Raw genomic sequence first — 26,504 nt, forward strand, 5'->3', positions numbered from 1 at the left:
TCATCGCACTGATCAGCTGAGCATCTGCACATCCCGCACGCCCGTCCCCGCATTTGCCGGAGGCGGGCGTGTCGGCTAGTATTGATCCTTGGTGCCTTGCGCCTTGTTCCGGCGTGTCCGGATGAGGCCCACCAACCATCACCCATCCACCGCAGATCGACCGATCTGCAGAAGCGTCAGCGAGGCTATGGCTAAGAAAGACGGTGTCATCGAGATCGAGGGCGTTGTATCCGAGGCTCTGCCCAACGCGATGTTCCGCGTTGAGCTCACCAACGGACACAAGGTTCTGGCGACGATCTCCGGAAAGATGCGGCAGAACTACATCCGCATCATCCCCGAGGACCGCGTGGTCGTGGAGCTCTCGCCCTACGACCTGACCCGCGGCCGCATCGTCTACCGCTACCGCTGATCGGTCGAGAAGTAACACCCCGGGCGCTCGCGCCCGCACGGTGAAGACAGCGAACAGGAAACATCATGAAGGTCAACCCCAGCGTCAAGCCCATCTGCGACCACTGCCGCGTGATCCGTCGTCACGGTCGCGTCATGGTGATCTGCAAGAGCAACCCGCGCCACAAGCAGCGCCAGGGCTGAGCAGGGGTCGGGTCGGATGCCCCGGCACCCGGCCCGGCAGCTGAACAACTCAATATCGAACAACAGGCAGCATCGGATGCCTCGGATCGCACCCTCGGTGCGACGGAGGCGGACACCCCGGGACGGAGGCCCGGGAACGGATGCTGCTCCACACCTCCACAACACTCCAGGAGAACCGCATGGCACGTCTTGCCGGCGTTGACATCCCGCGCGACAAGCGCGTGGTGATCGCCCTCACCTACATCTACGGCATCGGCCGTACCCGCTCCGTCGAGATCCTCAAGGCGACCGAGATCGACGAGTCGATCCGCGTCAAGGACCTCACCGACGAGCAGCTCGTGGCCCTCCGCGACCACATCGAAGGCAACTACAAGGTGGAGGGTGACCTGCGCCGCGAGGTCGCCGCAGACATCCGCCGCAAGGTCGAGATCGGCTCCTACGAGGGCCTCCGCCACCGTCGTGGCCTCCCGGTCCGCGGTCAGCGCACCAAGACCAACGCCCGTACCCGCAAGGGGCCGAAGCGCACCGTCGCCGGCAAGAAGAAGGCCCGCTAAGCGGCGGCCAGGGATTAGGAGAACACTTTCATGGCTGCACCCAAGGCCGCCGCGCGCAAGCCGCGCCGCAAGGAGAAGAAGAACATCGCGCTGGGCCAGGCCCACATCAAGTCGACGTTCAACAACACCATCGTCTCGATCACCGACCCGTCCGGCGCTGTCATCAGCTGGGCTTCGTCGGGTGGCGTGGGCTTCAAGGGCTCCCGCAAGTCGACCCCGTACGCCGCAGGCATGGCAGCCGAGTCCGCTGCCCGCCAGGCTGCGGAGCACGGCGTCAAGAAGGTCGACGTCTTCGTGAAGGGTCCGGGTTCGGGCCGCGAGACCGCGATCCGCTCGCTGCAGGCCGCCGGCCTCGAGGTGGGGTCCATCCAGGACGTCACCCCGCAGGCGCACAACGGCTGCCGTCCGCCGAAGCGTCGCCGCGTCTGATCTCGCATGACTGCTGCCCTGCTGGGGCCCTTCCGGGCCCCGCAGGGCACAGTCGCCCGCAGATTTCCACAACTCAAGACCTCACCAAAACACATGTCATATAGCGGGCATGTGATCGAAAGGAACACATAGTGCTCATCGCACAGCGTCCCACTCTCACCGAGGAAAAGATCTCCGAGAACCGCAGCCGGTTCGTCATCGAGCCGCTGGAGCCCGGTTTCGGATACACGATCGGCAACGCGCTGCGCCGCAGCCTGCTGTCGTCGATCCCCGGCGCATCGGTCACCACCATTCGCATCGACGGCGTGCTGCACGAGTTCAGCACGATCCCCGGTGTGAAGGAGGACGTCACCGAGATCATCCTCAACATCAAGCAGCTGGTCGTCTCCAGCGAGCGCGACGAGCCCATCACCGCGTACCTGCGCAAGACGGGCGCCGGCGAGGTCACCGCGGCCGACATCTCCGCTCCGGCGGGTGTCGAGGTGCACAACCCCGACCTGGTCATCGCGACGCTCAACGACACCGCTCGCTTCGAGCTCGAGCTCACCATCGAGCGCGGCCGCGGCTACGTGTCCGCCTCGCAGAACCGCAACGAGTACGCAGAGGCCGGTCAGATCCCGGTCGACTCGATCTACTCGCCGGTCCTGAAGGTCGCGTACCGCGTCGACGCCACGCGTGCCGGTGAGCGCACCGACTTCGACAAGCTCGTCCTCGACGTCGAGACGAAGTCGGCGATCAGCCCCCGCGACGCCGTCGCTTCGGCAGCCAAGACCCTCACCGAGCTGTTCGGTCTCGCCCGCGAGCTGAACGTCGAGGCCGAGGGCATCGAGATCGGCCCCGCGCCGGTCGAGGCTGTCCTCTCCAGCGAGCTCTCCATGCCGATCGAGGACCTCGATCTGTCGGTGCGCTCGTACAACTGCCTCAAGCGCGAGGGCATCAACACCGTTTCGGAGCTGGTCGCCCTTTCCGAGACGCAGCTGATGAACATCCGCAATTTCGGTCAGAAGTCGGTCGACGAGGTGCGCGACAAGCTCGTCTCGCTCGGTCTGTCGCTGAAGGATTCGGTGCCCGGTTTCGACGGCGCCCACTTCTACAGCGGCAACGAAGACGAGTCCTTCTGATACCCGACCTCTTTCCGACCAGGAGTTAGACGATTATGCCCAAGCCCACCAAGGGTCCCCGCCTCGGAGGCGGCCCCGCACACGAGCGCCTTCTTCTCGCGAACCTCGCGGCAGCGCTCTTCACCCACAAGTCGATCAAGACGACCGAGACCAAGGCGAAGCGCCTGCGTCCGCTGGCTGAGCGCCTCATCACGCTCGGCAAGCGCGGCGACCTGCACGCCCGCCGTCGCGCGCTGACCGTGCTGCGTTCCAACAAGGACGCCGCGCACATCCTCTTCAATGAAATCGCGCCGCTCGTCGCCGAGCGTGAGGGCGGCTACACCCGCATCACCAAGGTCGGCAACCGCAAGGGCGACAACGCGCCCATGGCCGTGATCGAGCTCGTCCTCGAGCCCGTCACCCCGAAGAAGAAGGCCGCTGCGAAGCCGGCCGCCAAGGCCGCCCCGAAGGCCGAGAAGGTCGAGGAGGCTCCCGCTGAGGAGACCGCCGCTCCGGCCGCTCTCGTCGACGGCGGCTTCGGCGAGGACTCCGCCGCTCCTCTCGAGGACGGCTCGGCTCCCGAGGGCTTCGACATCAAGGGCAACAAGGACTCCATGAAGTTCCACCAGCCCGGTGGCCAGTGGTACGACGCGACCGTCGCAGAGGTGTGGTTCCGCACCGCTGAGGCCGCCGAGGCCGCAGGCTTCGTCGAGGCCGGCAAGTAAGCCGCAGCGCACGCTGAAAGAGCCCGTCACCTTCCGAAGTGGCGGGCTCTTTCCCGTCCGGATGCCCGGTCCGGGGACGCTTCGACGTGCTCGGCGGCCCAGGACCGGGCCGTTCAGGTCCTAGCGCGCAGGTCCTTGCGCAGGATCTTGCCGGAGCTGGACTTCGGGATGACGTCGATGAACTCCACCATGCGCACCTTTTCGTGCGGGGCGACGTGCGCCGCGACGAACTCCATCACATCCTCGGCGGACAGGTCGGCATCAGCCTGACGCACGACGTACGCCTTCGGCACCTCCTGGCCGTCGGCGTCGTTCGCGCCGATGATCGCGGCATCCGCGATCTGCGGGTGCTCCAGCAGCACGGCCTCGAGCACGGCCGGGGCGACCTGATAGCCCTTGTACTTGATGAGCTCCTTGAGCCTGTCGACGATGCGGAAGATCCCGTCGGCCGTCACTGTGGCGATGTCACCGGTGTGCAGCCAGCCCTCGGCATCCAGCATCTCGGCGGTGCGTCCGGACGGTTCAGGTAGCCCACCATCACCTGCGGGCCGCGCACCCACAGCTCACCGGGGGCGCTCGCGCCGGAGGCCGGCGGCTCGACGTCGGCGCCCGTGTCCGGGTCGACGAGCCGGGCCTCGGTGTTCGGGACGAGCGGGCCGATCGAGGAGGGGTCCATGTCGGTGCGGTCGGCCGGCACGATGTTCACGGCCGGACTGGTCTCGGTCATGCCGTAGCCCTGCACCACGCGGCAGTGCAGCCGGTCGGACACCGCGGACGCGAGCGCGCCGTCCAGGGGCGCCGCGCCGGAGAAGATCACCTTGACCGACGACAGGTCGTACTGGTCGACGATCGGATGCTTGGCCAGCGCGACCGCGATCGGAGGTGCCACGAACACCCAGGTGGTGCGGTGCTCGGCGATGATGCGCAGGAACTCCGGCAGGTCGAACTTCGGCATGGTGACCAGGCCCGCGCGCTGACGCAGCGCGAAGTTGAGCAGCACCGTCATGCCGTAGATGTGGAAGAACGGCAGCACCGCCAGTAGCCGGTCGGACGAGTCGACGCTGATCACCGGCGGCTGGCACTGCACCACGTTGGCGACCAGGTTCCGGTGGGTGAGCATCACGCCCTTCGGGCGCCCCGTGGTACCGGACGAGTAGGGGAGCACGGCGAGGTGCGTGGCCGGATCGAACGACACCTCAGGAGCGGCATGCCCCTCGCCCAGCAGATCGCGCAGGCTCGGGTGCCCCTCCGCCCCGTCGAGCACGATGACGTGGTCGTCGGCGAAGCCGACGCGCGCCGCCGCCTCCTTCGCGCCGGCGAGCAGCGGCGACACCGTCACGAGCCACTCCGCCTCGGCATCCCGCAGCTGGTTCTCGATCTCGTCGGCGGTGTACAGCGAGTTCAGGGTGGTGGCCGTCGCCCCCGCCCGCAGGATGCCGTGGAACACCGTCGCGAACGCCGGGACGTTGGGGCAGAGCACGGCCACCTTGGTGCCGACGCTGACGCCGCGGGCCGCAAACGCACCCGCGAAGAGGTCGATCTGGCCGATGAGCTGACGGTAGGTCGTCTCCGCGCCGCTGGGCCCGTCGACGATGGCGATGCGGTCGAGCGTGGCCTCGTCCAGGTCTCCGAAGAGGTAGTCGTAGATCGAGATCGCGGGGATCTCGACGTCAGGGTAGGTGCTGCTGAACATGGGATCCCCTTTGATCGACGTGCGGCGTCAGGCACACCGCCCGGCTATGGGAGTCAGTCTCGCACAATCTGAGACACGGTCCCAAGGATTCCGACCGGCTCGTTCGCACGGTAGCGCGTTCCCGGTCTGCCCTTGGTGGAGTAGTCCAGCGAACGCAGCGCGCGCCCCGTGCTGGCCAGGTGCTCCAGGTAGCGTCGTGCGCTCACGCGCGAGATCGACAGCACCTCCCCGAGCTCGGCGGCCGAGGCGTCCGGATGCTGCGCGAGCGCCGCGGACACCCGTTCCAGCGTCTCCGCACTCAGCCCTTTGGGCAGGCTCGCGCGCTGCCGGAACGCGATGATGGCGTCCGCCGCCTCCACCCGGCGCACCACGTCGTGCAGTTCGGTGTGGTCGCGCAGCAGCAGGGTGGCCTCAAACGGCGGCGTCGTCGACGCGCGCTCCGGTGCTGCGCGCCACGAGCACGCTGCTGCCCACGATGACCGGTCGTCCGGCATCCTCGCCGTCGTGCAGCACTGCCATGAGCTCATCGCCGAGCACGTCGGCGGCGGAGGAGCCAGTCAGCGTCTCGGCGTCCGTTCCGAGCAGACGGGCAGCGGCGTCGTTCGCCAGCGTGACGATCCCGTGCGCGTCGACCGTGATCACGCCCTCGCTGAGACCGTGCAGCGTGGTCTCCTGATTGCGCACGAGCGCCGTGATCTGGTGGGGCTCCAGCAGGTGGATGCGGCGGCGGATCACCGCCGTCACCCCGGCGGAGTCGAAGACCGAGGGCAACAAGATGGCCAAGCTCGGACGCGGCGCCGCCGCGCTGGCGACAGCGGCCATCGGCTCGTTCATCGCGGGCACCATCGCGACCGTCGGGCTGACGCTCCTCGCGCCGATCCTCGCCGACTTCGCCGTGTCGCTCGGCAACCCCGACAAGCTGGCGCTGATCGTGGTCGCGTTCGTCACGGTCGGCGCGCTGATGGGCAAGTCCGTGCCGCGCGGAGTGCTGTCGCTCGCGATCGGCCTGTTCATCGGACTGGTCGGCACCGATGCTCTCTCCGGACAGCAGCGCTACACGCTCGGCATCCCGGAGCTGAACCAGGGGATCAGCGTGGTGCTGGTCGCCGTGGGCCTGTTCGCCGTCGGGGAGACCCTGTACGTCGCCTCGCGGATGAGGCACGGCGGGGTCGACGTCATCCCGGTCACGAAGGGCTGGCGCAACTGGATGACCAAGGAGGACTGGCGCCGGTCCTGGAAGCCGTGGCTGCGCGGCACGGCGATCGGGTTCCCGATCGGCACGATCCCCGCGGGCGGCGCAGACGTCGCGACCTTCCTCTCCTACGCGGCCGAGCAGAAGCTCTCCAAGCACAAGGAGCAGTTCGGCCGCGGAGCGATCGAGGGCGTGGCGGGTCCGGAGGCGGCGAACAACGCCGCGGCCGCCGGCGTGCTCGTGCCCCTGCTGACGCTGGGCCTGCCCACCACGGCGACCGCCGCGATCATCCTGTTCGCGTTCCAGTCCTACGGCATCCAGCCGGGTCCGTTGCTGTTCGCCAACCAGCCCGCGCTGGTGTGGGCGCTGGTGGCGAGCCTGTACCTCGGCAACGTGATCCTGATCGTGCTGAACCTGCCGCTGGTGGGCATGTGGGTCAAGCTGCTGCAGATCCCGCGGCCGTACCTGTACGCCGGCATCCTGATGTTCGCCGCCTTCGGCGCCTACGCGATCAAGTTCAACATCACCGACATCGTCATCCTGCTCATCATCGGCGTGCTCGGCTACTTCATGCGGCGCTACGGCATCCCGGTGGCACCGCTGGTGGTCGGCATGATCCTCGGCCCGATGGGCGAGGGCGAGCTGCGCAAGGCGCTGCAGCTGAGCCAGGGCGACCCGATGACGCTGATCGCGAGCCCGTTCGCGGCGATCGCGTACGGCGTGCTGGTGGTGCTGATCCTCGGTGCGCTCTGGCTGCGCCGCAGGCAGACGCGCTACGAGCAGCACCTGACCGAGTCGATCGCGGTGCCGATCAAGGCCGACCAGGAGGTCTGAGCGGCGACCCGCGCCGCAGAGCCGACGGGGCTCCCGGGATAGTCTGTTCATCGTGCGCGACGAACAGGCCATCACCCGGGGGCCTCGCGCGTACGCCGGCTTCGTGGCGATCGGCCTCATCGCCGGCCTCCTCTCCGGCCTGTTCGGCGTCGGCGGGGGCACGGTGATCGTGCCGCTGCTCGTGCTGCTGCTGGGCTTCGACCAGAGGCTCGCGGCCGGCACCTCGCTGACCGCGATCGTGCCGACAGCGAGCGTCGGCGTGATCTCGTACGCGGTCTCGGGATCGGTCGCCTGGATCCCGGCGCTCATCCTCGCCGCGGGGGCCGTTGTAGGTGCGCAGATCGGATCGCGGCTGATGCCGAGGGTCTCGCAGCGCGCGCTGCGCTGGGGCTTCGTCGCCTTCCTGCTCGTGGTGCTGGTGAGCCTCTTCCTGGTGATCCCGTCCCGCGACTCGGTGTTCCACCTGACCTGGCTCAACGGCGCCGGGCTGGTGCTGGTCGGCATCCTGACCGGCGTCATCGCGGGCCTGATCGGCGTCGGCGGAGGCGTGGTCGTCGTCCCCGTGCTGATGGTGGTGTTCGGCACCAGCGATCTGGTCGCCAAGGGCACCTCGCTGCTGATGATGATCCCGACCGCCGTCTCCGGCACCGTCGGCAACCTGCGTCATCGCAACGTCGACCTGGCTGGCGCCCTGATCATCGGCGTCGCGGCGTGCACCACGACCGCTCTCGGGGCGTGGCTGGCGACCCTGATCGACCCGGCGACGGGCAACATCCTGTTCGCCGCATATCTCGTCGCGATCGCCGTGCAGATGAGCATCAAGGCGATCCGCAGCCGCTGAGGACCGTGCCGGGTTTCCACGGCATCCGCTAGACGACGGCGCCCAGCGGCCCCGGATAGGATCGAGGGGTGCCCGTGAACAACGATCTGGTCGGCCGGGAGTTCCCGCCGACAGCCCCCTACCTCGTCGGCCGCGAGAAGGTGCGCGAGTTCGCGCGCGCGGTCTTCGCCGACGCTCCGCAGCACACCGACGTCGCAGCCGCGCAGGCGGCCGGCTACGCGGACGTCGTGGCTCCGCCCACCTTCGCGATGGTGATCCAGGACCTCACGCTGCAGCAGCTGCTCGCCGAGCCCGACTCCGGGATCGTGCTGGCCCGCACCATCCACGCCGAGCAGCGCTTCACCTACTCGCGCCCGATCGTCGCGGGCGACGAGCTCACCGCGCAGCTGTCCGTCACCGGCATCCGCGCACTCGGCGGCAACGCGATGATCACGAGTGACGCGACCGTCACCGATGCGGCCGGCGAGCACGTCGTGACCGCGACGAGCGTGCTGCTGGTCGGCTCGGACTCCGAGGGAGAGGACGCCTGATGGCCGGGTTCACCGTGGGCGACGTCATCGCCGAGCGCAACGTGCATCTGACGCGTGAGTCGCTGGTGCGCTACGCCGGGGCGTCCGGCGACTTCAACCCGATCCACTACCGCGACGACGTCGCGGCGGCCGTCGGCCTGCCCGGCGTGCTGGCGCACGGGATGCTGACCATGGGCCTGGCCTCCTCGGTCGTCGTCGCCGCTCTCCCCGCCGATGCGCGGCTGATCGACTACGGCGTGCGCTTCACGAAGCCCGTCGTCGTCGACCCCGAGAACGGCGCCGACGTGCACGTGCTCGCGAAGGTCGGCGCCGTGGACGAGACCTCGGCGCGCATCGACCTGACCGTGAAGGCGGCCGAGACGACCGTGCTCGTCAAGGCGCAGCTGCGGGTCGCGCTCTGACATGGCGTCGCTCGAGGTCACCCCGATCCCGCTGCGGCAGCTGACCACGCTTCGCACCGGCGCCGCTCCCGAGCGGATGCTGGATGCCGCCTCCACCGCTGAGCTCGTCGACGCACTGCACGAGGTGTGGGCGACCGGCGACGAGTGGTTCGTGCTGGGCGGCGGGTCGAACCTGTTCGTGGGCGACGAGCCCTTCGAGGGCGCGGTGATCCGCATCCTGACCTCCGGCATCGAGGAGCTCCCGTCTCCGCACGAGGGCCGCATCCGGCTGCGCGCGCAGGCTGGGCACGGCTGGGACGACCTGGTCACCTATGCCGTCGCGCGCGGCTATGCGGGCATCGAGGCGATGAGCGGCATCCCCGGCACCGTCGGCGCCGCACCCGTGCAGAACATCGGCGCCTACGGCCAGGAGATCCAGGAGACGCTCGTCGAGGTGGAGCTGATCGACGAGGGCGCGAACGCGCCGCTCGTCGTGCCGGCCGCCGATCTGGGCCTGGGGTTCCGCACCTCGGTGCTCAAGCACCACTACGGCGGCGTCCCGCAGCGACGAGCGGTGATCACCTCGGTCACGCTCGACCTCGCCGTGACGGGCGACGCCGGGCGGGTGATCCGCGGCGAGCAGCTGCGACGTGCCCTGGGCCTGGAGGGCTTCGACCCGGTGCCGCTGGACTGGGTGCGCACCCGCATCCTCGCCACGCGCGCGGCGAAGGGGATGCTGCTGGACGAGGACGATCCCGACACCCACAGCGCCGGGTCGTTCTTCCAGAACGCGATCGTGCCCGAGCACGTCGCGCGCACCCTGCCGCCGGAGTGCCCGCGCTGGCCGGTCGAGCCCGACCTCGACACGATGACCGTGATCCCGCTGGAGAACTACTACGGGCTCACGCCGCGCGCCGACCGCCCGGAGGGCCTCGTCAAGGTCAGCTCCGCCTGGCTGATCGAGAACTCCGGCATCGGCAAGGCGTTCAAGCTGCCTCGGTCGCGGGCATCCGTCTCGACCAAGCACGCCCTCGCGCTGACCAATCGCGGCGGGGCGAACGCGGCGGAGCTCAGCGAGCTGGCCCGCTTCATCCAGAGCCGTGTGCACTCCGAGTTCGGCCTGCTGCTGCAGCCGGAGCCCGTGCTCGTGGGGGTGGAGCTGTAGGTCTGGTGATCGCGACCCATCCTGCGTAGGCTCGCCGGATGAGCGGATTGATCCCCTACCTGCTGTTCCCCGGAGACGCAGCCGAGGCGCTGCAGCAGTACGCCGCGGTCTTCGGCGGCGAACTGCAGATGTTCACCTACGCGCAGGCCGGGCGCACCGACGGTCCCGAGGACGCGATCGCGCACGGGATGCTGGTGAACGGCCCGGTCGAGCTGGCGGGAGCGGATGCCGCGACCGGCGAGGACACGGTGGCGATGAGCGGCATGTTCCTCTCGCTGCTCGGCACGGCGGACCCGGACACGCTCGCCGGGTGGTTCGACGCGCTCGCCGCGGGCGGGGAGATCATCGACCCGCTGCAGAAGCGCCCCTGGGGTGATTCCGACGGCACGCTGGTCGACAGGCACGGGGTGCGCTGGCTGATCGGGCATCAGGGCTGAAGACGGCGCCCCTGGCACGGATGTCCATGCCAGGGGCGCCGGGAGGATCGGAGCGGCTCAGGACGCGAACAGCTTCTGCAGGCGCTGCACGCCCTCCAGAAGCTGGTCGTCGCCCAGCGCATACGACATGCGGATGTAGCCGGAGGGGCCGAACGCCTCGCCCGGGACGACCGCGACCTCGGCCTCGTCGAGGATGAAGTCCGCGAGTTCGAGCGAGGTGGTGGGCGTCACGGTGCTGCCGTCGCGGCGGGTCCACGTGCGGTTCAGCAGGCCCTGCACGTCGGGGTACACGTAGAAGGCGCCGGTGGGGGTCGGGACGACGAGACCCTCGATCTTCGACAGCTCCGAGACGATCAGACGGCGACGGCGGTCGAAGGCTTGGCGCATCTGCTCGGCCTCGTCCTGCGGTCCGTTCAGGGCGGCGATCGCGCCGCGCTGCGCGACGTTGTTCACGTTGCTGGACAGGTGCGACTGCAGGTTGCCCGCGATCTTGATGGCATCCGCGGGTCCGACCATCCAGCCCACGCGCCAGCCCGTCATCGCGTAGGTCTTGGCCACGCCGTTGACGAGGATCGTCTGGTTCGCGATCTCGGGCAGCGCCTGCACCACCGAGGTGGCCTTCACACCGTCGTAGGTGAGGTTCTGGTAGATCTCGTCGGAGATGATCCAGATCCCGTGCTCGAGGGCCCACTCGGCGATGGACTTCGTCTCCTCGGCGGAGTAGACCGAGCCGGTCGGGTTGGACGGCGAGACGAACACGAGCACCGTGGTGCGCTCGGTGCGCGCGGCCTCGAGCTGAGCGACCGTGACCTTGTAGTCCTGATCGGCGCCGGCGAAGACCTCGACCGGGGTGCCGTCGGCCAGGCGGATGGCCTCGGGGTAGGTGGTCCAGTACGGGGCGGGCAGCAGCACCTCATCGCCCGGGTTCACCACGGTCTGGAAGGCCTGGTAGACCGACTGCTTGCCGCCGTTCGTGACGATGATCTGGCTGGGGGAGACCTCCAGCCCCGAGTCGCGCAGCGTCTTCGCGGCGATCGCCTCGCGCAGCGCCGGAAGGCCGGGGGCGGGGGTGTAGCGGTAGTTCGCCGGATCGGCGAGGGCCTCGGCCGCAGCGTCCACGATGAACTGCGGGGTGGCGAAATCGGGCTCGCCGGCCGCGTAGGAGATGACGGGCTTGCCCTCAGCCTTGAGGGCCTTGGCCTTGGCATCCACCTTCAGGGTGGCGGACTCGGCGATGGCGGACAGCTTGCGGGAGAGTGGTGCGCGTTCGGTCACGGCATCCATCGTACGCGGGCGCGGGTCAGGAGAACGGAATCCTGACCCGCGCCCAGAACGATCATGCGGCGAGACCGTGCGCCTCGGCGACTGCCGAGAGTGTGATCCGGCCGCTCTTGACGTTGAGGCCCTTCGCGAGGGCGGCATCCTCGGACGCAGCGCGGTCCCAGCCCTTGCCGGCGATCGCCGACACATAGGGAAGTGTGGCGTTGGTGAGCGCGCGAGTGGCGGTCTCCGGCACGGCGCCGGGCATGTTCGCCACGCAGTAGTAGATCGAGTCGTGCACGGCGAAGGTGGGCTCGTCGTGTGTGGTGGGGCGCGAGCCCTCGAAGCATCCGCCCTGATCGATAGCGATGTCGACCAGCACCGAACCCGGCTTCATGCCCGCCACCATCTCGTCGGTGACGAGCTTGGGCGCCGCGGCGCCGGGGATCAGCACTGATCCGATCACCAGATCGGCCGTGGCGAGCTCCTCGGCGATGTCGTAGCGGCTGGATGCCCGGGTCTCGAGCGCGCCGCCGTAGCGGTGCTCGGGCTCCCGCAGGCGGGGGAGCGGGATGTCGAACACGGTGACCTTCGAGCCCGGGCCCAGCGCGTTCGCGGCCGCGTGCTCGCCAGCCACCCCGCCGCCGATCACCACGGTCTTGGCCCGCGGAGTGCCGGCGATGCCGCCGAGCAGGGTTCCCCGGCCGCCGTTGGAGCGCATCAGCGAGTACGAGCCGACGGTCACCGAGAGGCGACCGGCGATCTCGCTCATCGGCACGAGCAGCGGCAGGCTGCGATCCGGCAGCTGCACGGTCTCGTAGGCGACGGCCGTGGTGCCCGCGTCGACGAGCGCGCCGGTGAGGGCCCGGTCGGCGGCGAGGTGAAGATAGGTGAAGAGCGTCAGGTCGGGACGCAGGAAACCGTACTCCTGAGCGATCGGCTCCTTGACCTTCAGGAGCAGATCCGCCTCGCCCCAGGCCTCCTCGGCCGAAGCGACGATCTCCGCGCCGGCGGCCGCATAGGCGTCGTCGGTGATGCGCGATCCGAGGCCGGCGCCGGACTGCACGAGGACACGGTGGCCTTCGTGCACGAGTCGGTCGGCGCCGGCGGGGGTGAGCGCGACGCGATTCTCGTTGTTCTTGACTTCGGTGGGTACGCCGATCTTCATTGATTCTCCTGGTGTGTGGGTGACAGCAGAACGTAGAAGAGAATCGCAGAAACATCGGGCGTGCGGGGACCCATCCGAAGAATCTGCATGATTCGGCGAAAACAGGACAGAATCCTCGTCAAGTGTTGCGTCTGGAGCGCTCGAGTCGCGCAGATCAGCGACGCTGGTGCGTGGGGCTTGTCGTGTCAGTGCGTCTCGCGGTTGCGGACCGCGGACTCCTGGGCGTCCAGGATGTTCAGATCCGCCAGCACCGCGGCGGCGTGGTCCTGTTTGCGGATGACGTCCAGCAGGCGCTCGTGGTCGTGCGCCAGCTCGATGCTGCCGGGGATGTAGCAGTCGTTCAGGTCGACGGTGGAGCTGATCACCGCTGAGAAGCTGCGGTACATCTCGCGCAGTGTGCGGTTGTGCGCAGCATCGGCCAGCCCGACGTGGAAGTCGATGTCGGCCTGCACGAAGGTCGCCTCGTCGCCTTCGTCGGCAGCGCCGAGCCGCCGTCGCAGTGCGACATCGGACTCGTCGGTGGCGATCACGAACGTGCCGTCCCACTGACGGGACGAGAGCAGACCCGCGTGCACCAGTGCGCGTGTCGCCTCGCGGACGGATGCCCGGCTCATGCCGAGCTCCTCGGCCAGCTTGGCCTCGGCGGGCAGTCGCTGCCCGACAGGCCAACTGCCGTTGTCGATCTGCTCGCGGAACTGCTCGATGGCCTCATCGACGAGCGACCTGCGTGGGATGGGGAGCATCGAGTCGTCCCGAGAGTGAGGTGGTCATCCAAGCCGACCGCCGCGGGCGTCGATGAGTCGAACCACCCGCGCAGACCACCATGTGATCTCACTGAGCACACTACCCAGTCATCGGGTCTGCCGAAAATGCGCCGGCAGCGGGCTCAGCGCTCAGCGCTCGACGAGGATGCCGTCTTCATCGGCGTGCAGCAGTGCGCCGGGACGGAAGGTCACGCCGCCGAACTCGACCACGACGTCGACCTCGCCCGTGCCCACCTTCGTGCTCTTGCGCGGGTTGGTGCCGAGTGCCTTGATACCCAGCGGCATCCCGAGCAGCGCCACGCTGTCGCGTACGCATCCGTTGATCACGACGCCGGCCCAGTTCGAATCCACGGCGCTCTGCGCGATCATGTCGCCCATCAGCGCGGTCTCCAGAGATCCCGCCCCGTCCACGACCAGCACCGCGCCGTCGCCCGGTGTCTGCAGGATCCGCTTCACCAGTGCGTTGTCCTGGAAGCAGCGCACGGTGCGGATGCGGCCCTCGAAGCGGAGCAGGCCGCCGAAGGAGCGCAGCTGCAGGGGAAGGGACTGCAGGGCATCGCCGTGCAGGTCGTAGAGGTCGGCGGTGGAGATCACGCGGGCTCCTTCGGTTCGTCGGGGTGCGGATGCACGACGCGGGAACACCTGCACGGCCGACTCGGCGAATCGGTCGTGCAGGCGTTCCACGGTCGTGCGGGTGCGTCAGCTGAACTGGTTCATGGTGTTGTGCTGGCCGCCGGCCTTGAGGGCGGCGTCTCCGGCGAAGTACTCCTTGTGGTTGTCGCCGAGGTCGCTGCCGGCCATGTTCTGGTGCTTGACCGTGGCGATGCCCTGACGGATCTCCTGGCGCTGCACGTCGCGGACGTAGGTCAGCATGCCCTCGTCGCCGAAGTAGCCCTTGGCGAGGTTGTCGGTCGACAGTGCGGCCGTGTGGTACGTGGGCAGGGTGATCAGGTGGTGGAAGATGCCGGCGCGGGCGGACCCGTCGCGCTGGAACGTGCGGATCTTCTCGTCGGCGATCCTGGCGAGCTCGGTGTCGTCGTAGTCGACGCTCATCAGCTTGTCGCGGTCGTAGGCGGAGACGTCCTGACCCTGCTCGACGAGCTGGTCGTAGGCCTGCTGCCGGAAGTTGAGCGTCCAGTTGAACGACGGGCTGTTGTTGTACACCAGCTTGGCGTCCGGGGCGACCTCGCGGATGCGGTCGACCATCTCGGCGATCTGCTCGACGTGCGGCTTCTCGGTCTCGATCCACAGCAGGTCGGCGCCGTTCTGCAGTGAGGTGATGCAGTCCAGCACCACGCGGTCGACGCCCGTGCCCTGGCGGAACTGGTAGAGGTTGCTCGCCAGGCGCTTCGGCCGCAGCAGCTTGCCGTCGCGCTTGATGATCACATCGCCGTCGCCGAGCTCGGCCTCGCCGATCTCCTCGACGTCGAGGAACGAGTTGTACTGGTCGCCCAGGTCGCCGGGCGTCTGGCTGACGGCGAGCTTCTGGGTGAGGCCCGCGCCGAGCGAATCGGTGCGGGCGACGATGACGCCGTTGTCGATGCCGAGCTCGAGGAACGCGTAGCGGACGGCGTTGAGCTTGGCGATGAAGTCCTCGTGCGGGACCGTGACCTTGCCGTCCTGGTGACCGCACTGCTTCTCGTCCGAGACCTGGTTCTCGATCTGGATGGCGCAGGCACCCGCCTCGATCATCTTCTTGGCGAGCAGGTACGTCGCCTCGGGGTTGCCGAAGCCGGCGTCGATGTCGGCGATGATCGGCACGACGTGGGTCTCGAAACCGTCGATCTGGGACTGGATGAACTCCGCCCCGGTCTCGTCTCCGGCCGCACGTGCGGCATCCAGCTGGGTGAACAGCAGGTCGAGCTCACGGGCATCCGCCTGGCGGAGGAACGTGTAGAGCTCCTGGATCAGCGCGGGGACGACCGTCTTCTCGTGCATGGACTGGTCGGGAAGCGGCCCGAACTCGGAGCGGAGAGCCGCGACCATCCAGCCCGAGAGGTACAGGTAGCGCTTGTTCGTCGACTTCAGGTGCTTCTTGATCGAGATCAGCTTCTGCTGCCCGATGAAGCCGTGCCAGACGCCGAGCGACTGGGTGTAGACCGACGAGTCGGCGTCGTACTCGGCCATGTCGCGGCGCATGATGTCGGCGGTGTACTGCGCGATCTCGAGGCCCGTGCGGAAGCGGTTCTGCGCCCGCATCCGCGCGGCCGACTCGGGGTCGATGGCGTTCCACGCGGAGCCGTTCGCGTCCTTGAGCTCCTGGATGGCGGCGATGTCGTCCTGGTAGTGAGTCATGTCATGTCCTTCTCAGTGGGGCGGGTCGTCAGTCGGTCTCGGTCAGGAAGCGGGATGCCGGGAGCGTCAGGAACGCGGGGAACTCCGGGTGCAGGGCCACCTCGCGGAACACCTCGGCGGCGTCGTCGAAGCGGTCGCCCTCGGTGCGCGGGGTGTGCGCGAGCATCTCGGCGATCAGGCGCTCGACGTAATCGGCGGTGATCAGGTCGCCCTCCTCGGTGCGGCGGTCCTGGTGGATCCACTGCCACACCTGGGAGCGGCTGATCTCGGCCGTCGCGGCGTCCTCCATCAGGTCGTCGAGTGCCACGGCGCCCAGGCCGCGCAGCCACGCCTCGATGTAGCGGATCGCCACCGACACGTTGTCGCGCACGCCCTTCTCGGTGATCGGGCGTCCGATGCGCAGGTCCAGCAGCTGAGCGGCCGTCACCTGCACGTCGTCGCGCTGCCGGTCGATCTGGTTCGGGCGGTCGCCGAGCACGGCGTCGAACTCGGCCTGTGCGGCGGGGATCAGGTCGGGGTGGGCCACCCAGGTGCCGTCGAAGCCGTCGCCGGCCTCGCGTCGCTTGTCGGCGGCCACCTTCTCCAGCGCGCGCTCGGTGACCTCGGGGTCGCGGCGGTTCGGGATGAAGGCGCTCATGCCGCCGATGGCGTGGGCTCCGCGCTGGTGGCAGGTCTTCACCAGCAGCTCGGTGTAGGCCCGCATGAACGGCACGGTCATGGTGACCTCGCTGCGGTCGGGGAGCACGAAGCGCGCGCCGCGACCGCGGTAGTTCTTGATGATCGAGAAGATGTAGTCCCAGCGGCCGGCGTTGAGCCCTGCGCAGTGGTCGCGCAGCTCGTAGAGGATCTCGTCCATCTCGAACGCGGCGGGCAGCGTCTCGATCAGCACGGTCGCGCGGATCGTGCCGTGCGGGATGCCGATGTACTCCTCGCTGAAGGAGAAGACGTCGTTCCACAGCCGCGCCTCCTCGCTGGACTCCAGCTTGGCGATGTAGAAGTACGGGCCGCGGCCGGCGTCGATGAGCGCCTGCGCGTTGTGGAAGAAGTACAGGCCGAAGTCCACCAGGGAGCCGGATGCCGACAGGGTGCGCCCGGTGCGGTCGATGAAGTCGATGTGCTTCTCGGCGAGGTGCCAGCCGCGCGGGCGCATCACGATCGTGGGGGTGCGCTCGGCCGTGACGCGGTACTCCTTGCCGTCGGCGCTGGTGTGGGTCAGCTCGCCGCGGATCGCGTCGCGCAGCGACAGCTGGCCGCCGATGACGTTGCCCCAGGTGGGGCTGGTGGCGTCCTCCTGGTCGGCCAGCCACACGCGGGCGCCGGAGTTGAGGGCGTTGATGGTCATCTTCGGGTCGGTGGGGCCGGTGATCTCCACGCGGCGGTCCTCCAGGCCGGGGCCTGCGCCGGCGACGCGCCAGTCGGCGTCCTCGCGGATGTGCGCGGTGTCCTCGCGGAAGCGCGGGTCGTGGCCGTTGCCGATCTCGAAGCGGCGACGCATGCGGTCGGCCAGGCGGTCGAGGCGGCGGCCGGCGAAGCGGTGGTGCAGCTCGGTGAGGAAGGCCAGGGCCTCCGGCGTCAGGATCTCGTCGAACCGGTCGTTCAGGGGTCCGGTGATGCGCAGCGCGGGACCGAGCTCGGGCCGGGCGGATGCGACGGCGTCGACGATCCTGATCTGGTCGTTCTGTGCAGCAGTGGCGATGCTCATGATCTGTCTCCTCCGTGAGATGGGATGCCGGGGTGGCTTGACATCCACTGTGGGTGAAGACTCAGGCGCCAACCGACCATTTCGGGGGAGAAGTTTTCTGAAATTTCTGTTTCTGTGACACACTTGCCCCCATGGCCAGCACGGATGCCCCAGAAGAGTCCGACGCCCTCACGATCGGGCGGCGGATCAGGCAGCTCCGCACCGCGCAGGGGATGACCCTGGAGGAGCTCGCGACGCGCATCGACCGCGCGCCCAGTCAGGTGTCGATGTTCGAGACCGGGAAGCGCGAGCCCAAGCTCACCCTGCTGCAGTCGATCGCCCGCGCCCTGGGCACCACGATCGACGCGCTGCTGGAGGGCGAGCCGCTCGATGAGCGCAGCACGATGGAGATCGCACTGGAGCGCGCGATGAAGGGGCAGACGTTCCAGGCCCTCGGCATCCCCTCCTTCCGCATCGGCAAGTCGATGCCCGATCAGGCTCTGGCCGCGATGCTGGCCCTGCACGGCGAGATCGAGCGGCTGCGCGACGAGCGGGCCGCGACCCCGGAGGAGGCGCGGCGGGCGAACGTCGAGCTGCGGCACCTCATGCGCAGCCAGGACAACTACTTCGCCGATCTGGAGGCGCAGGCGGCCGACATCCTCGCGGCGGTGGGGCATCCCGGTGGGCCGATCACGCAGCGCACGGCGTCCGAGATCGCCGCGCATCTCGGCTTCACGCTGCACTACGCGAACGATCTGCCGCAGACGACCCGCAGCGTCGCCGACCTCGCGCACGGCCGGCTGTACCTCTCCGGCAGTGTGCAGGCGAAGGGCGACGCCCGCACCGCGGTGCTGCAGGCGCTGTCCAGTCGCATCCTGGGCCACGGCGAACCCCGAAGCTACGCCGAGTTCCTGCGGCAGCGCGTGGAGACCAACTACCTCACCGGGGCGATCCTCGTACCCGAGTCGCACGTCGTCCCGGTGCTGCAGGAGGCGAAGTCCCGTCGCGCGATCTCGGTCGAGGATCTGCGCGACGCCTACTCCGTGTCGTACGAGACGGCCGCGCACCGCTTCACGAACCTCGCGACGCGGCATCTGGACATCCCGGTGCACTTCCTCAAGGTGCACGAGTCCGGCACGATCACCAAGGCGTACGAGAACGACGACGTGAACTTCCCCACCGACCGGCTGGGCTCGATCGAGGGGCAGATGTGCTGCCGGCGCTGGACCAGCCGCGAGGTGTTCGAGGTGGAGGACCGCTTCAACCCGTACTACCAGTACACCGACACCGGCAACGGCACGTACTGGTGCACGGCCCGGGTCGAGCCCTCCAGCGAGGGGCTGCACTCGGTGAGCGTGGGCGTGCGCTTCGACGACACGAAGTGGTTCGTCGGCCGCGACACCACCAACAGGGGCGTCTCGAAGCACTCCGTCGAGGTGTGCTGCCGGCGTGCGCCCGCCGAGCTCGAGGAGCGCTGGCGCGAGCAGTCCTGGCCGAACGTGCGCACCCCGCGCACCCTGCTGGCCACGCTGCCGACAGGCTCGTTCCCCGGCGTCGACACGACCGACGTGTACGAGTTCCTCGAGGCGCACGCCCCGCGCTGACCGTCAGCCCCGTCGCACCCCGATGGCGCCCAGCAGGGCGTCGAGTCCGAACTCGAACGCCTCGTCGACGTCGCCGCCGAGGCGGAAGGCGCCGGCCTGCTCCATGGTGCAGAAGCCGAAGATCCAGGCGGTGAACGTGCGTGCGGCCGGGAGGGGGTCTCCGGGGACCGCGGCGGCGATCGCGGTCATCAGCGCGGTGAGCAGCGGCTCGGCGGATGCCGGGGTCGGGCTGGCCTGGGCGGAAGGGGCGGCGAAGATCAGCGCCGAGACGCGCGGCGCGCGGGCGGCGTAGGCGCGCAGCGTGCGCGCGAGCACGGTGAGCGCTCCCGCCGGGTCTTGTGCCGGAAGCTCGGAGATGTCGGTCACGAGCTCGCGCACGGCGTCATCGGCGGCCAGGCGCAGCAGATCGTGCCGCTGGGCGGCCCGCTTGTACAGGCTCGGAGTGCGCATGCCGACGGCGGACGCCACCGAGCTCATCGTGACGGCGTCGATGCCGTCGCGCTCGGCGATCTCGCGGATGGCGTGCACCAGGCGCTCCTGGCTCACGCGCAGCGGTGCAGGCATGCATCCTCCCTGTGCTCGTCCTTCGATCAGTGCGGGTCCTTCGATCATAAGGCTATTGACATTAGCCATCAAGGCTACGTAATGTAGCCAACATGAACGCACAGCTCATCCGAATCGGCGATGACCTGGTCGCCATGCACGCGATCTCGACCGCCGAGGGCATCACGCTCATCGACGCCGGACTGCCCGGCGATCGCCGCGCGCTGCAGGCGGCGCTGCACGCCGCGGGCCATGACCTCGCCGACATCCGCGGCGTCGTGCTGACCCATGGCGACAGCGACCACATCGGCATCGCGGAGTGGCTGCGTGCCGAGCACGGCGTGCCGGTGCACGTGCACGAGGCGGATGCCGCGCGGGCCAGGGGAGAGGAGAAGTCCCGTGCCGCGGGTGGCGCGTGGCGGCTCGGCGCCACCATCCGCTTCCTCGCGACCGGCATCCGCCGCGGCGCGCTGCGCACGCGTCATCTGGGTGAGGTCCGCACCTTCCGCGACGGCGACGTGCTCGACCTGCCTGGTCGCCCCGAGATCATCGGCCTGCCCGGCCACTCGGCAGGATCGGTCGCCATCCGCGTTCCCGCGGCGGATGCCGTCTTCCTCGGCGACGCCGTGACCACGCGCAATGTGCTCACGGGCGTGCAGGCGGTGGCACTCGGGCCGTTCAGCGATGCGCCGGGCCAGACCCCGGGGAGCCTCGAGCGCCTGCGCGGACTTCCCGAGCGGCGGATGCTGCCCGGCCACGGTCCGGAGTTCGCCGGCACCGCCGATGAGCTGATCGCGGCGCTCGTCAGCTGAGGGCTCGCGGATCGACGGGCTCAGGTCGACGGGGTGACGACCCGCACCCCGTCGAACCTGCGGAAGTCTCGATCGAAGGTCGCAACGGGACAGTCGTAGCCGAGCGCCACGGAGGCGATATAGGCATCCGGAACGAGATTCCCCGTCGAATCGGATTCCTGACACAGCGCGACAAGTCGCGTGGCGCTCTCGGTGAACGGCGCTGCGGTCAGGTATGCCGGGGCGGCGACGACGACCCGGATGAAGTCACTCGCCTCGTCCAACGTGGACGGCACCGCGAATGCGCCCCGCAGCGTGACGATGCGAAGGAAGCCGGTCCAGACAGCATCTGGGATGACGACGTCGTCGAAGCCGCCCAGTGCCTGCCCGAGCCATGTGTGTGCGATCTCGTGATGCGGATGATCCTGACGGAATGCGGCGACGAGCACGTTGACGTCGATGACGATCATGCGACGTCGCTGCCCATCGCATCGTAGAGCCCGCGGTTCGAGGTCAGATCCACACCCGGTGCCGCGCCTCCATCCGCGCGGGAGACCGGAAGGTCCACCGGCCGGCGGCCGGTACGTCCCGTTGCGAGCTCGCGGCGCAGCGCCTCCTCGACGAAAGAGCCCAGCGTCACTCCCGCAGCCTGGGCACGGCGCTTCGCCTGCTCCAGGAGTTGATCGTTGATCGCCAGCGTGGTGCGCATGATGTCGATGATATCGCATCACCTGCATCAGATCGTGCCGGAGGAGGTCGACCTGTGTCAGCCCGCCGCCCGCAGCACGGCCCACAGCTCGGCCCGCGCGGGGAACGACGACAGGTCGGAGCCCAGCAGGCCGGCGGCCTGCGCGATGCGCGTGCGCAGCGTATGACGGTGGATGCCGAGGGCTGCCGCGGTGCGCTCGCTGTGGGCGTCGTGCTCCAGCCAGACGCGCAGAGTGAGCTCCAGCTCGCCGCCGGTCTCCTGGTCGTGGCGGCGGAGCGGGGCCAGACGGGTGCGGGCGAGCAGCCGCGTCTCCTCGCCGCCCAGCGCATCGAGCACGCCGCCCGAGGTCGCATCCGCGTACCGGGTGACCCCGCTCCGCCCGCGGCGCAGCGCCGTGAGGGCCTGTGCGTGCGCCTGCGAGAATCCGCTGTACTCCCCAGCGCTGGAGAGTCCGATCCGGATGCCGAGCCTGCCGGCGACCTCGTCGAACTCAGCGGCGTCCGCGGCGGACACGCAGATCGTCACGCCATCCGGTCCCTCGGCCAGGAACGAGGCGACACCGGCATCCGTCCGTCGCCTCTCCCACCAGTCGATCAGGGCGCCGGCGCGCGGCGTCTCGGCGACGGCCAGCACGACGGGAGCGGCCGGGAGCGAACCGAGCACGCGTCGCGCCAGCGTCGGGTCGTCGTCCTGCAGCGATGCCAGCAGCTGCGTGTGCATGCGGCGGCGAGCCCTGGACATCTGCTCGTTCTGCTCCAGCGCGAGTCCCGCCATCGCGATCACGGAGGTGATGACCGCGCGGGTCTCGGCGTCCAGCGCCGCCGCCTCGATCGCGATCGCGCCGCGCAGCTGGCCGGTGCGCCCCAGGGTGAACAGCGTGAAGGCGCCGTCGGGATCCTCGATCGTCCGGCTGGCCGCACCGCCGCGGGCCAGCAGCTCGGCGACGCCGGCGGCGACGGCATCCGCTCCCGATCCGAGCGCGGTCGGATGCTCGTGACTCAGCGCACCCGTCGCGTCGTACATCCCCACCCAGCAGCCGAGCCGGCGCGACAGCTCGGACAGCGTCGACTCCAGCCCGTGCGGGCGGAGGGCCGCGATCGCGAGCGCGCGCTGCGCCTCGAGCGCCCAGGTGCGCCGGGCGTACGCGGAGGCCGCGATGGCCTCGGCGTGCGCGCGGGCGATCGCGAGGAACGGGATGTCGTAGGGGACCTCGAACAGTGCGAGCCCGGCGTGCGCGCACGCGGCGATGAGCTCGTCGGGCACGCCGACGCGGTGCACGCCGGAGCCGAAGCCCAGAGCCAGCACGCCGCGGTGGACCAGGCGCGCGACGTACGCGGTGGCGCCCTCGGCGTCCTCCTCGGCGAGCTGCATGCCGGTGGTCAGCAGCACCAGGTCCTCGGCGAGGAACGGTGTGGGGTCCACCAGGTCGGAGTTGTGCACCCAGCGCACGGGCTGCTCCAGGGCTCCGTCGACTAGCTCCGACTCGTCGGACACCAGGCGCAGCCCGAGATCGCGCCGGCCGAGCAGGGTGCGCAGCGACGGTGCGGCGGCCGGTTCCATGGCGTCTCCAGAATGTACGAAGCGGCGAATCGTGCAGTTCCATTGTACGGACGGGTGAATGCATCCGTCCGGCGCCGGACGTAGCCTCACCTCATGACACTCATCGACGAGACCTCCACGATCCCCGCCGGCGGACCCACCCTCGAGCAGGTCCGTCGCGTCGTCACCGAACTCCCCGGGCCCCACTCGGCCGCCATCCTCGCCCGCAAGGCGGATGCCGTCGCCGGCGGCGTTTCCACGTCCATGCCGGTCGCCGTCGTGGCCGCGGGCGGCGGGGTTGTCCTCGACGCGGACGGCAACTCGCTCATCGACCTCGGCTCCGGCATCGCCGTGACCAGCGTCGGCAACGCGCACCCCAAGGTCGCCGCAGCCGTCGCGGCCCAGGCCGCGCAGTTCACCCACACCTGCTTCATGATCTCGCCCTACGAGTCCTACATCGAGGTGGCCGAGGCGCTGAACCGCCTCACCCCGGGCGACTTCGCCAAGAAGACCGCGCTGTTCAACTCCGGCGCCGAGGCCGTCGAGAACGCGATCAAGATCGCCCGCAAGCACACCGGACGTCAGGCCGTCGTGGCCTTCGACCACGGTTACCACGGCCGCACCAACCTCACGATGGCGCTGACCGCGAAGTCCATGCCGTACAAGTCCGGCTTCGGGCCGTTCGCCCCCGAGGTCTACCGCGTGCCCGCTTCGTACCCCTACCGCGACGGCCTGTCCGGCGCCGAGGCCGCCAAGCGCGCCATCACGCTCATCGAGAAGCAGGTCGGCGCCGACAACCTGGCCGCCGTCATCCTCGAGCCCATCCAGGGCGAGGGCGGCTTCATCGTCCCCGCCGACGGCTTCCTCGAGGCCATCGTCGAATGGAGCCGCGCCAACGGCGTCGTCTTCATCGCCGACGAGGTGCAGACGGGCTTCGCCCGCACCGGCGCCATGTTCGCCAGCGAGATCTTCGGCATCGAGCCCGATCTCATCACCACGGCCAAGGGCATCGCCGCCGGTCTGCCGCTCGCCGGCGTCACCGGCCGCGCCGAGATCATGGACGCCGCGCATGCCGGTGGCCTGGGCGGCACCTACGGCGGCAACCCCGTCGCCTGCGCCGCCGCGCTGGCCGCGATCGACGCCTTCGAGAACGAGGGCCTCGTCGAGCGCGCGCAGCAGATCGGCAGCATCCTGCGCGACCGCCTCGAGGCCATCAAGGCGATCGACCCCCGCATCGGCGACGTCCGCGGTCACGGCGCGATGATGGCCGCCGAGTTCGTGAACCCCGAGACGGGGGAGCCGGATGCCGCCCTCACCGGCGCCGTCGCCAAGGCCTGCATCGCCGAGGGCGTCATCGTCCTGACCTGCGGCACGTTCGGCAACGTCATCCGCTTCCTGCCGCCGCTGTCGATCGGCGACGAGCTGCTGAACGACGGCCTGGACGTCGTGGCGGCCGCGCTCGCGAACGCCCAGGGCAACTGAGACCGCCGGCCGCGATCCTGGTCGGGGGATCAGGGATCGCGGCCGGCAGCACCTTCACACCTCAACCTCTGCATCAAAGGAGATCGCTCATGAGCGAGTACGAGATCAGCCGCGACGTCGTCATCATCGGAGCCGGCGCCGCCGGCCTCACCGCAGCCAACGAGCTGCGCAGGGCGGGCCTCTCCGTCGCCGTGCTGGAGGCGCGCGACCGCGTCGGCGGCCGGCTGTGGACCGACATCATCGACGGCGCCATGCTCGAGCTCGGCGGCCAGTGGATCTCGCCGGATCAGGACGCCCTGAAGCAGACGGTCGAGGAGCTCGGCCTGGAGACCTTCAGCCGCTACCGCGAGGGGGACAGCGTGTACGTCGGCCCCGACGGCGTCGTGCACCGCTTCACCGGCGAGATGTTCCCGGTGTCGCCCGCGACCGAGAAGGTCATCGCCGAGGTCACCGAGCGTCTCGACGCGATGGTCGCCGAGATCGACCCCGACCGCCCCTGGGAGCACCCGAACGCGGCGGAGTGGGACAGCATCACCTGGGACGCCTGGCTGCGCACGCAGACCGACGACGACGAGGCGATCCGCAACCTCGCATTCGCCACCGGCTCCGCCATGCTCACCAAGCCGACGCACGCGTTCTCGCTGCTGCAGTCGCTGCTGATGGCGGCATCCGCGGGCTCCTACTCGAACCTCGTCGACGCCGACTTCATCCTCGACAAGCGCGTCGTCGGCGGCCTGCAGCAGGTTCCGCTGCTGCTCGCCGAGCGCCTCGGCGACGACGTGCTGCTGGGCCAGCCAGTCCGCAGCCTGGAGTGGTCCGACCCGTCGACGGGCTCGGGGACCGGCGGCGTCGTCGCCGTCACCGAGAAGACCACCGTGCGCGCGCGCTTCGCGATCCTCGCGCACGCCCCGGTGCTCTACAACCGGATCTCGTTCGTCCCGCCGCTGCCGCGTCGCCAGCACCAGCTGCACCAGCACCTGTCGATGGGCTTCGTCATCAAGGTGCACGCGGTGTACGACCGTCCGTTCTGGCGCGAGCAGGGCCTCAGCGGCACCGCCTTCAGCCCGTACGAGCTCTCGCACGAGGCCTACGACAACACCAACCACGGCGACGAGCGCGGCACGCTGGTCGGCTTCGTCAGCGACCGCAACGCCGACGACCTGTTCGCGCTGAGCGCCGAGGAGCGCAAGGAGCGCATCCTCGAGTCGCTGTCGCACTACTACGGTCCCGAGGCGAAGAACCCGGTCGTCTACTACGAGAGCGACTGGGGCACCGAGGAGTGGACCCGCGGCGCCTACGCCGCCAGCTTCGACATGGGCGGGCTGCACCGCTACGGCGCCGACCTGCGCTCGGCCGTCGGACCGATCCACTTCGCCTGCAGCGACATGGCCGGCGCCGGTTACCAGCACGTCGACGGCGCGATCCGGATGGGCCGCCTGGCGGCATCCCAGATCGTCGAGAAGGCGCGCGCCGTCGGCGGCGACGCGTGACCGGCTCGATCGTCGTCGGCTACACGGCGACGGATGCGGGCGCCGACGCGCTCGCCCTCGGCACGCGCCTCGCGCGCGCCACGGGTGCTGCACTGCGGGTCGTGATCGTGCTGCCCTCCGAGGGGACCATGAGCAAGGCCGTCGCCCCCGAGCGCGCGTACGAGGAGCTTCTCCGCGAGCAGGCGCGCACCTGGCTGGCGGATGCCGCGAAGACCATCCCCGCGGGGCTCGTGCACAGCGCCCACGTGCGCTTCGCCGAGTCGTTCGGCGAGGGCCTGCAGGCCGCCGCCGACGAGTTCGGCGCCACGCTGCTCGTCCTGGGAGCCGCGAACGGCGGCGCCCTGCGCCGCCACCGGCTCGGCTCGGTGGCATCCGAGCTGCTGCACGCCTCGACCGTGCCCGTCGCGCTCGCGCCGGCAGGACTCTCGCGCGAGCCGGATGCCGGGCTGCCGCGCATCACGGTCGCCACCGGCACCCGCCCGGGCGCCGAGCTCCTGCTGGAGAGCGCCGTGCGCCTCGCCTCGGCGTCCGGGGCCGCCGTGCGGCTGGTCTCGCTCATGCCCCTCGACGTTCCCGCAGGGCTCAACACCGGCGCCATCACGCTGCTGAAGGACGCCCACGTCGACCAGGTGCTCGCCTCGGCCAGGGACCGGCTCTCCGGCGAGACCGACGTGGAGGTGCTGCAGGCCGGCGGGGACAGCATCGAG

29 protein-coding genes and 1 pseudogene (1 of these 30 only partly in view) are annotated in these 26,504 nt (G+C 69.6%); 17 read left to right on the top strand and 13 right to left on the bottom strand.

Annotation, left to right across the window (positions count from 1 at the left end; translation table 11 throughout):
- Window positions 1-187 precede the first annotated feature (187 nt).
- The 6 genes from infA (at window position 188) to rplQ (ending at window position 3,399) form a co-directional block, all read left to right on the top strand.
- On the top strand, window positions 188-409 hold the full coding sequence (gene infA, locus BGN97_RS17575) for a translation initiation factor IF-1 (protein ID WP_005050493.1): 222 nt from the start codon (window positions 188-190) through the stop codon (window positions 407-409).
- A gap of 65 nt (window positions 410-474) precedes the next feature.
- The gene (gene rpmJ, locus BGN97_RS17580; RefSeq protein WP_071644008.1) at window positions 475-591 is read left to right on the top strand and encodes a 50S ribosomal protein L36; all 117 of its coding nucleotides are present in this window, start codon (window positions 475-477) and stop codon (window positions 589-591) included.
- 179 nt (window positions 592-770) lie between these two features.
- A complete protein-coding gene (rpsM, locus tag BGN97_RS17585; RefSeq protein WP_099196937.1) occupies window positions 771-1,145 on the top strand; it encodes a 30S ribosomal protein S13 in 375 nt (124 codons plus the stop codon).
- Window positions 1,146-1,175: 30 nt separating this feature from the next.
- The gene (gene rpsK / locus BGN97_RS17590) at window positions 1,176-1,574 is read left to right on the top strand and encodes a 30S ribosomal protein S11 (RefSeq protein WP_071644012.1); all 399 of its coding nucleotides are present in this window, start codon (window positions 1,176-1,178) and stop codon (window positions 1,572-1,574) included.
- 131 nt (window positions 1,575-1,705) lie between these two features.
- Complete coding sequence (locus BGN97_RS17595) at window positions 1,706-2,695, top strand: DNA-directed RNA polymerase subunit alpha (protein ID WP_285637003.1); 990 nt, start codon at window positions 1,706-1,708, stop codon at window positions 2,693-2,695.
- Between the two features lie 35 nt (window positions 2,696-2,730).
- A complete protein-coding gene (gene rplQ / locus BGN97_RS17600) occupies window positions 2,731-3,399 on the top strand; it encodes a 50S ribosomal protein L17 (protein WP_285637001.1) in 669 nt (222 codons plus the stop codon).
- A 113-nt stretch (window positions 3,400-3,512) separates the two neighbouring features.
- Here rplQ and BGN97_RS17605 read toward each other — a convergent pair.
- The 3 genes and pseudogenes from BGN97_RS17605 to BGN97_RS17615 form a co-directional block, all read right to left on the bottom strand.
- Window positions 3,513-5,092 (bottom strand): annotated as a pseudogene (locus tag BGN97_RS17605) (AMP-binding protein).
- Window positions 5,093-5,145: 53 nt separating this feature from the next.
- Window positions 5,146-5,586, bottom strand: a complete 441-nt coding sequence (locus BGN97_RS17610; RefSeq protein WP_292704500.1) for a hypothetical protein — start codon at window positions 5,584-5,586, stop codon at window positions 5,146-5,148.
- Window positions 5,504-5,836 (bottom strand): PAS domain-containing protein, encoded by a 333-nt coding sequence (locus BGN97_RS17615; RefSeq protein WP_292704503.1) that lies wholly within the window; start codon window positions 5,834-5,836, stop codon window positions 5,504-5,506. Before BGN97_RS17615 ends, BGN97_RS17610 begins: the two co-directional genes overlap by 83 nt.
- Here BGN97_RS17615 and BGN97_RS17620 point away from each other — a divergent pair.
- The 6 genes from BGN97_RS17620 to BGN97_RS17645 all read left to right on the top strand — a co-directional run bounded on the left by BGN97_RS17620 (window position 5,811) and on the right by BGN97_RS17645 (window position 10,471).
- On the top strand, window positions 5,811-7,118 hold the full coding sequence (locus tag BGN97_RS17620) for a tripartite tricarboxylate transporter permease (protein ID WP_292704506.1): 1,308 nt from the start codon (window positions 5,811-5,813) through the stop codon (window positions 7,116-7,118). The genes BGN97_RS17615 and BGN97_RS17620 overlap by 26 nt on opposite strands.
- Before the next feature lie 52 nt (window positions 7,119-7,170).
- Entirely contained in the window at window positions 7,171-7,959 is a 789-nt protein-coding gene (locus BGN97_RS17625) for a sulfite exporter TauE/SafE family protein (RefSeq protein ID WP_292704509.1), read from the top strand.
- Between the two features lie 68 nt (window positions 7,960-8,027).
- Window positions 8,028-8,489, top strand: a complete 462-nt coding sequence (locus BGN97_RS17630; protein WP_292704512.1) for a MaoC family dehydratase N-terminal domain-containing protein — start codon at window positions 8,028-8,030, stop codon at window positions 8,487-8,489.
- Window positions 8,489-8,890, top strand: coding sequence for a MaoC/PaaZ C-terminal domain-containing protein (locus tag BGN97_RS17635; protein WP_292704514.1), 402 nt, complete (start codon window positions 8,489-8,491; stop codon window positions 8,888-8,890). Before BGN97_RS17630 ends, BGN97_RS17635 begins: the two co-directional genes overlap by 1 nt.
- A 1-nt stretch (window position 8,891) precedes the next feature.
- Window positions 8,892-10,034, top strand: a complete 1,143-nt coding sequence (locus BGN97_RS17640; protein ID WP_292704516.1) for a UDP-N-acetylmuramate dehydrogenase — start codon at window positions 8,892-8,894, stop codon at window positions 10,032-10,034.
- Window positions 10,035-10,072: 38 nt separating this feature from the next.
- Entirely contained in the window at window positions 10,073-10,471 is a 399-nt protein-coding gene (locus BGN97_RS17645) for a VOC family protein (protein WP_292704519.1), read from the top strand.
- A 57-nt stretch (window positions 10,472-10,528) separates the two neighbouring features.
- On the opposite strand, the gene BGN97_RS17650 is transcribed toward BGN97_RS17645, so the two are convergent.
- From BGN97_RS17650 to aceB, 6 genes are all read right to left on the bottom strand, one after another.
- Window positions 10,529-11,746 (bottom strand): pyridoxal phosphate-dependent aminotransferase, encoded by a 1,218-nt coding sequence (locus BGN97_RS17650; protein WP_292704522.1) that lies wholly within the window; start codon window positions 11,744-11,746, stop codon window positions 10,529-10,531.
- A 61-nt stretch (window positions 11,747-11,807) separates the two neighbouring features.
- Complete coding sequence (gene ald / locus BGN97_RS17655) at window positions 11,808-12,899, bottom strand: alanine dehydrogenase (protein WP_292704525.1); 1,092 nt, start codon at window positions 12,897-12,899, stop codon at window positions 11,808-11,810.
- A 185-nt stretch (window positions 12,900-13,084) separates the two neighbouring features.
- Window positions 13,085-13,642 (bottom strand): GntR family transcriptional regulator, encoded by a 558-nt coding sequence (locus BGN97_RS17660; RefSeq protein ID WP_292704527.1) that lies wholly within the window; start codon window positions 13,640-13,642, stop codon window positions 13,085-13,087.
- Between the two features lie 150 nt (window positions 13,643-13,792).
- Window positions 13,793-14,257 carry a ribonuclease E activity regulator RraA gene (gene rraA / locus BGN97_RS17665; RefSeq protein WP_292704530.1) on the bottom strand — a complete coding sequence of 155 codons (465 nt, stop codon included), beginning with the start codon at window positions 14,255-14,257 and terminating at the stop codon, window positions 13,793-13,795.
- Window positions 14,258-14,362: 105 nt separating this feature from the next.
- Window positions 14,363-15,958 carry an isocitrate lyase gene (locus BGN97_RS17670; RefSeq protein WP_292704533.1) on the bottom strand — a complete coding sequence of 532 codons (1,596 nt, stop codon included), beginning with the start codon at window positions 15,956-15,958 and terminating at the stop codon, window positions 14,363-14,365.
- A gap of 28 nt (window positions 15,959-15,986) precedes the next feature.
- On the bottom strand, window positions 15,987-17,660 hold the full coding sequence (gene aceB / locus BGN97_RS17675) for a malate synthase A (RefSeq protein WP_292704536.1): 1,674 nt from the start codon (window positions 17,658-17,660) through the stop codon (window positions 15,987-15,989).
- 131 nt (window positions 17,661-17,791) lie between these two features.
- Between aceB and BGN97_RS17680 the strand changes: the two genes are divergently transcribed.
- Entirely contained in the window at window positions 17,792-19,243 is a 1,452-nt protein-coding gene (locus BGN97_RS17680) for a helix-turn-helix domain-containing protein (RefSeq protein WP_292704539.1), read from the top strand.
- Window positions 19,244-19,246: 3 nt separating this feature from the next.
- Here the strand turns inward: BGN97_RS17680 and BGN97_RS17685 are convergent, their stop codons facing one another.
- Window positions 19,247-19,807, bottom strand: a complete 561-nt coding sequence (locus tag BGN97_RS17685; protein WP_292704542.1) for a TetR-like C-terminal domain-containing protein — start codon at window positions 19,805-19,807, stop codon at window positions 19,247-19,249.
- Window positions 19,808-19,899: 92 nt separating this feature from the next.
- Between BGN97_RS17685 and BGN97_RS17690 the strand changes: the two genes are divergently transcribed.
- Window positions 19,900-20,598: an MBL fold metallo-hydrolase gene (locus tag BGN97_RS17690; RefSeq protein WP_292704544.1), complete on the top strand. Its 699-nt coding sequence runs from the start codon at window positions 19,900-19,902 to the stop codon at window positions 20,596-20,598.
- Window positions 20,599-20,618: 20 nt separating this feature from the next.
- Here BGN97_RS17690 and BGN97_RS17695 read toward each other — a convergent pair whose 3' ends face one another.
- From BGN97_RS17695 to BGN97_RS17705, 3 genes are read right to left on the bottom strand one after another with little or no spacing between them, the layout of a single operon-like run.
- On the bottom strand, window positions 20,619-21,047 hold the full coding sequence (locus BGN97_RS17695; protein ID WP_292704546.1) for a TA system VapC family ribonuclease toxin: 429 nt from the start codon (window positions 21,045-21,047) through the stop codon (window positions 20,619-20,621).
- Complete coding sequence (locus BGN97_RS17700) at window positions 21,044-21,286, bottom strand: type II toxin-antitoxin system VapB family antitoxin (RefSeq protein WP_292704548.1); 243 nt, start codon at window positions 21,284-21,286, stop codon at window positions 21,044-21,046. The genes BGN97_RS17695 and BGN97_RS17700 overlap by 4 nt, the downstream gene beginning before the upstream one ends.
- A gap of 57 nt (window positions 21,287-21,343) precedes the next feature.
- On the bottom strand, window positions 21,344-22,846 hold the full coding sequence (locus tag BGN97_RS17705) for a PucR family transcriptional regulator (protein ID WP_292704549.1): 1,503 nt from the start codon (window positions 22,844-22,846) through the stop codon (window positions 21,344-21,346).
- A gap of 93 nt (window positions 22,847-22,939) precedes the next feature.
- Here BGN97_RS17705 and gabT point away from each other — a divergent pair, with 93 nt between their 5' ends.
- The 3 genes from gabT to BGN97_RS17720 form a co-directional block, all read left to right on the top strand.
- A complete protein-coding gene (gene gabT / locus BGN97_RS17710) occupies window positions 22,940-24,307 on the top strand; it encodes a 4-aminobutyrate--2-oxoglutarate transaminase (protein WP_292704550.1) in 1,368 nt (455 codons plus the stop codon).
- A gap of 89 nt (window positions 24,308-24,396) precedes the next feature.
- Window positions 24,397-25,797, top strand: a complete 1,401-nt coding sequence (locus tag BGN97_RS17715; RefSeq protein ID WP_292704551.1) for an NAD(P)/FAD-dependent oxidoreductase — start codon at window positions 24,397-24,399, stop codon at window positions 25,795-25,797.
- Window positions 25,794-26,504 carry the 5' portion of a universal stress protein gene (locus tag BGN97_RS17720; RefSeq protein WP_363331458.1) on the top strand. The gene runs 120 nt beyond the window's last position, so only the first 711 of its 831 coding nucleotides appear in the window; it begins with the start codon at window positions 25,794-25,796; the stop codon falls past the right edge of the window. Before BGN97_RS17715 ends, BGN97_RS17720 begins: the two co-directional genes overlap by 4 nt.

Source organism: Microbacterium sp. 69-10 (genome assembly GCF_001897945.1).
In the GTDB taxonomy this organism is placed as follows: domain Bacteria; phylum Actinomycetota; class Actinomycetes; order Actinomycetales; family Microbacteriaceae; genus Microbacterium.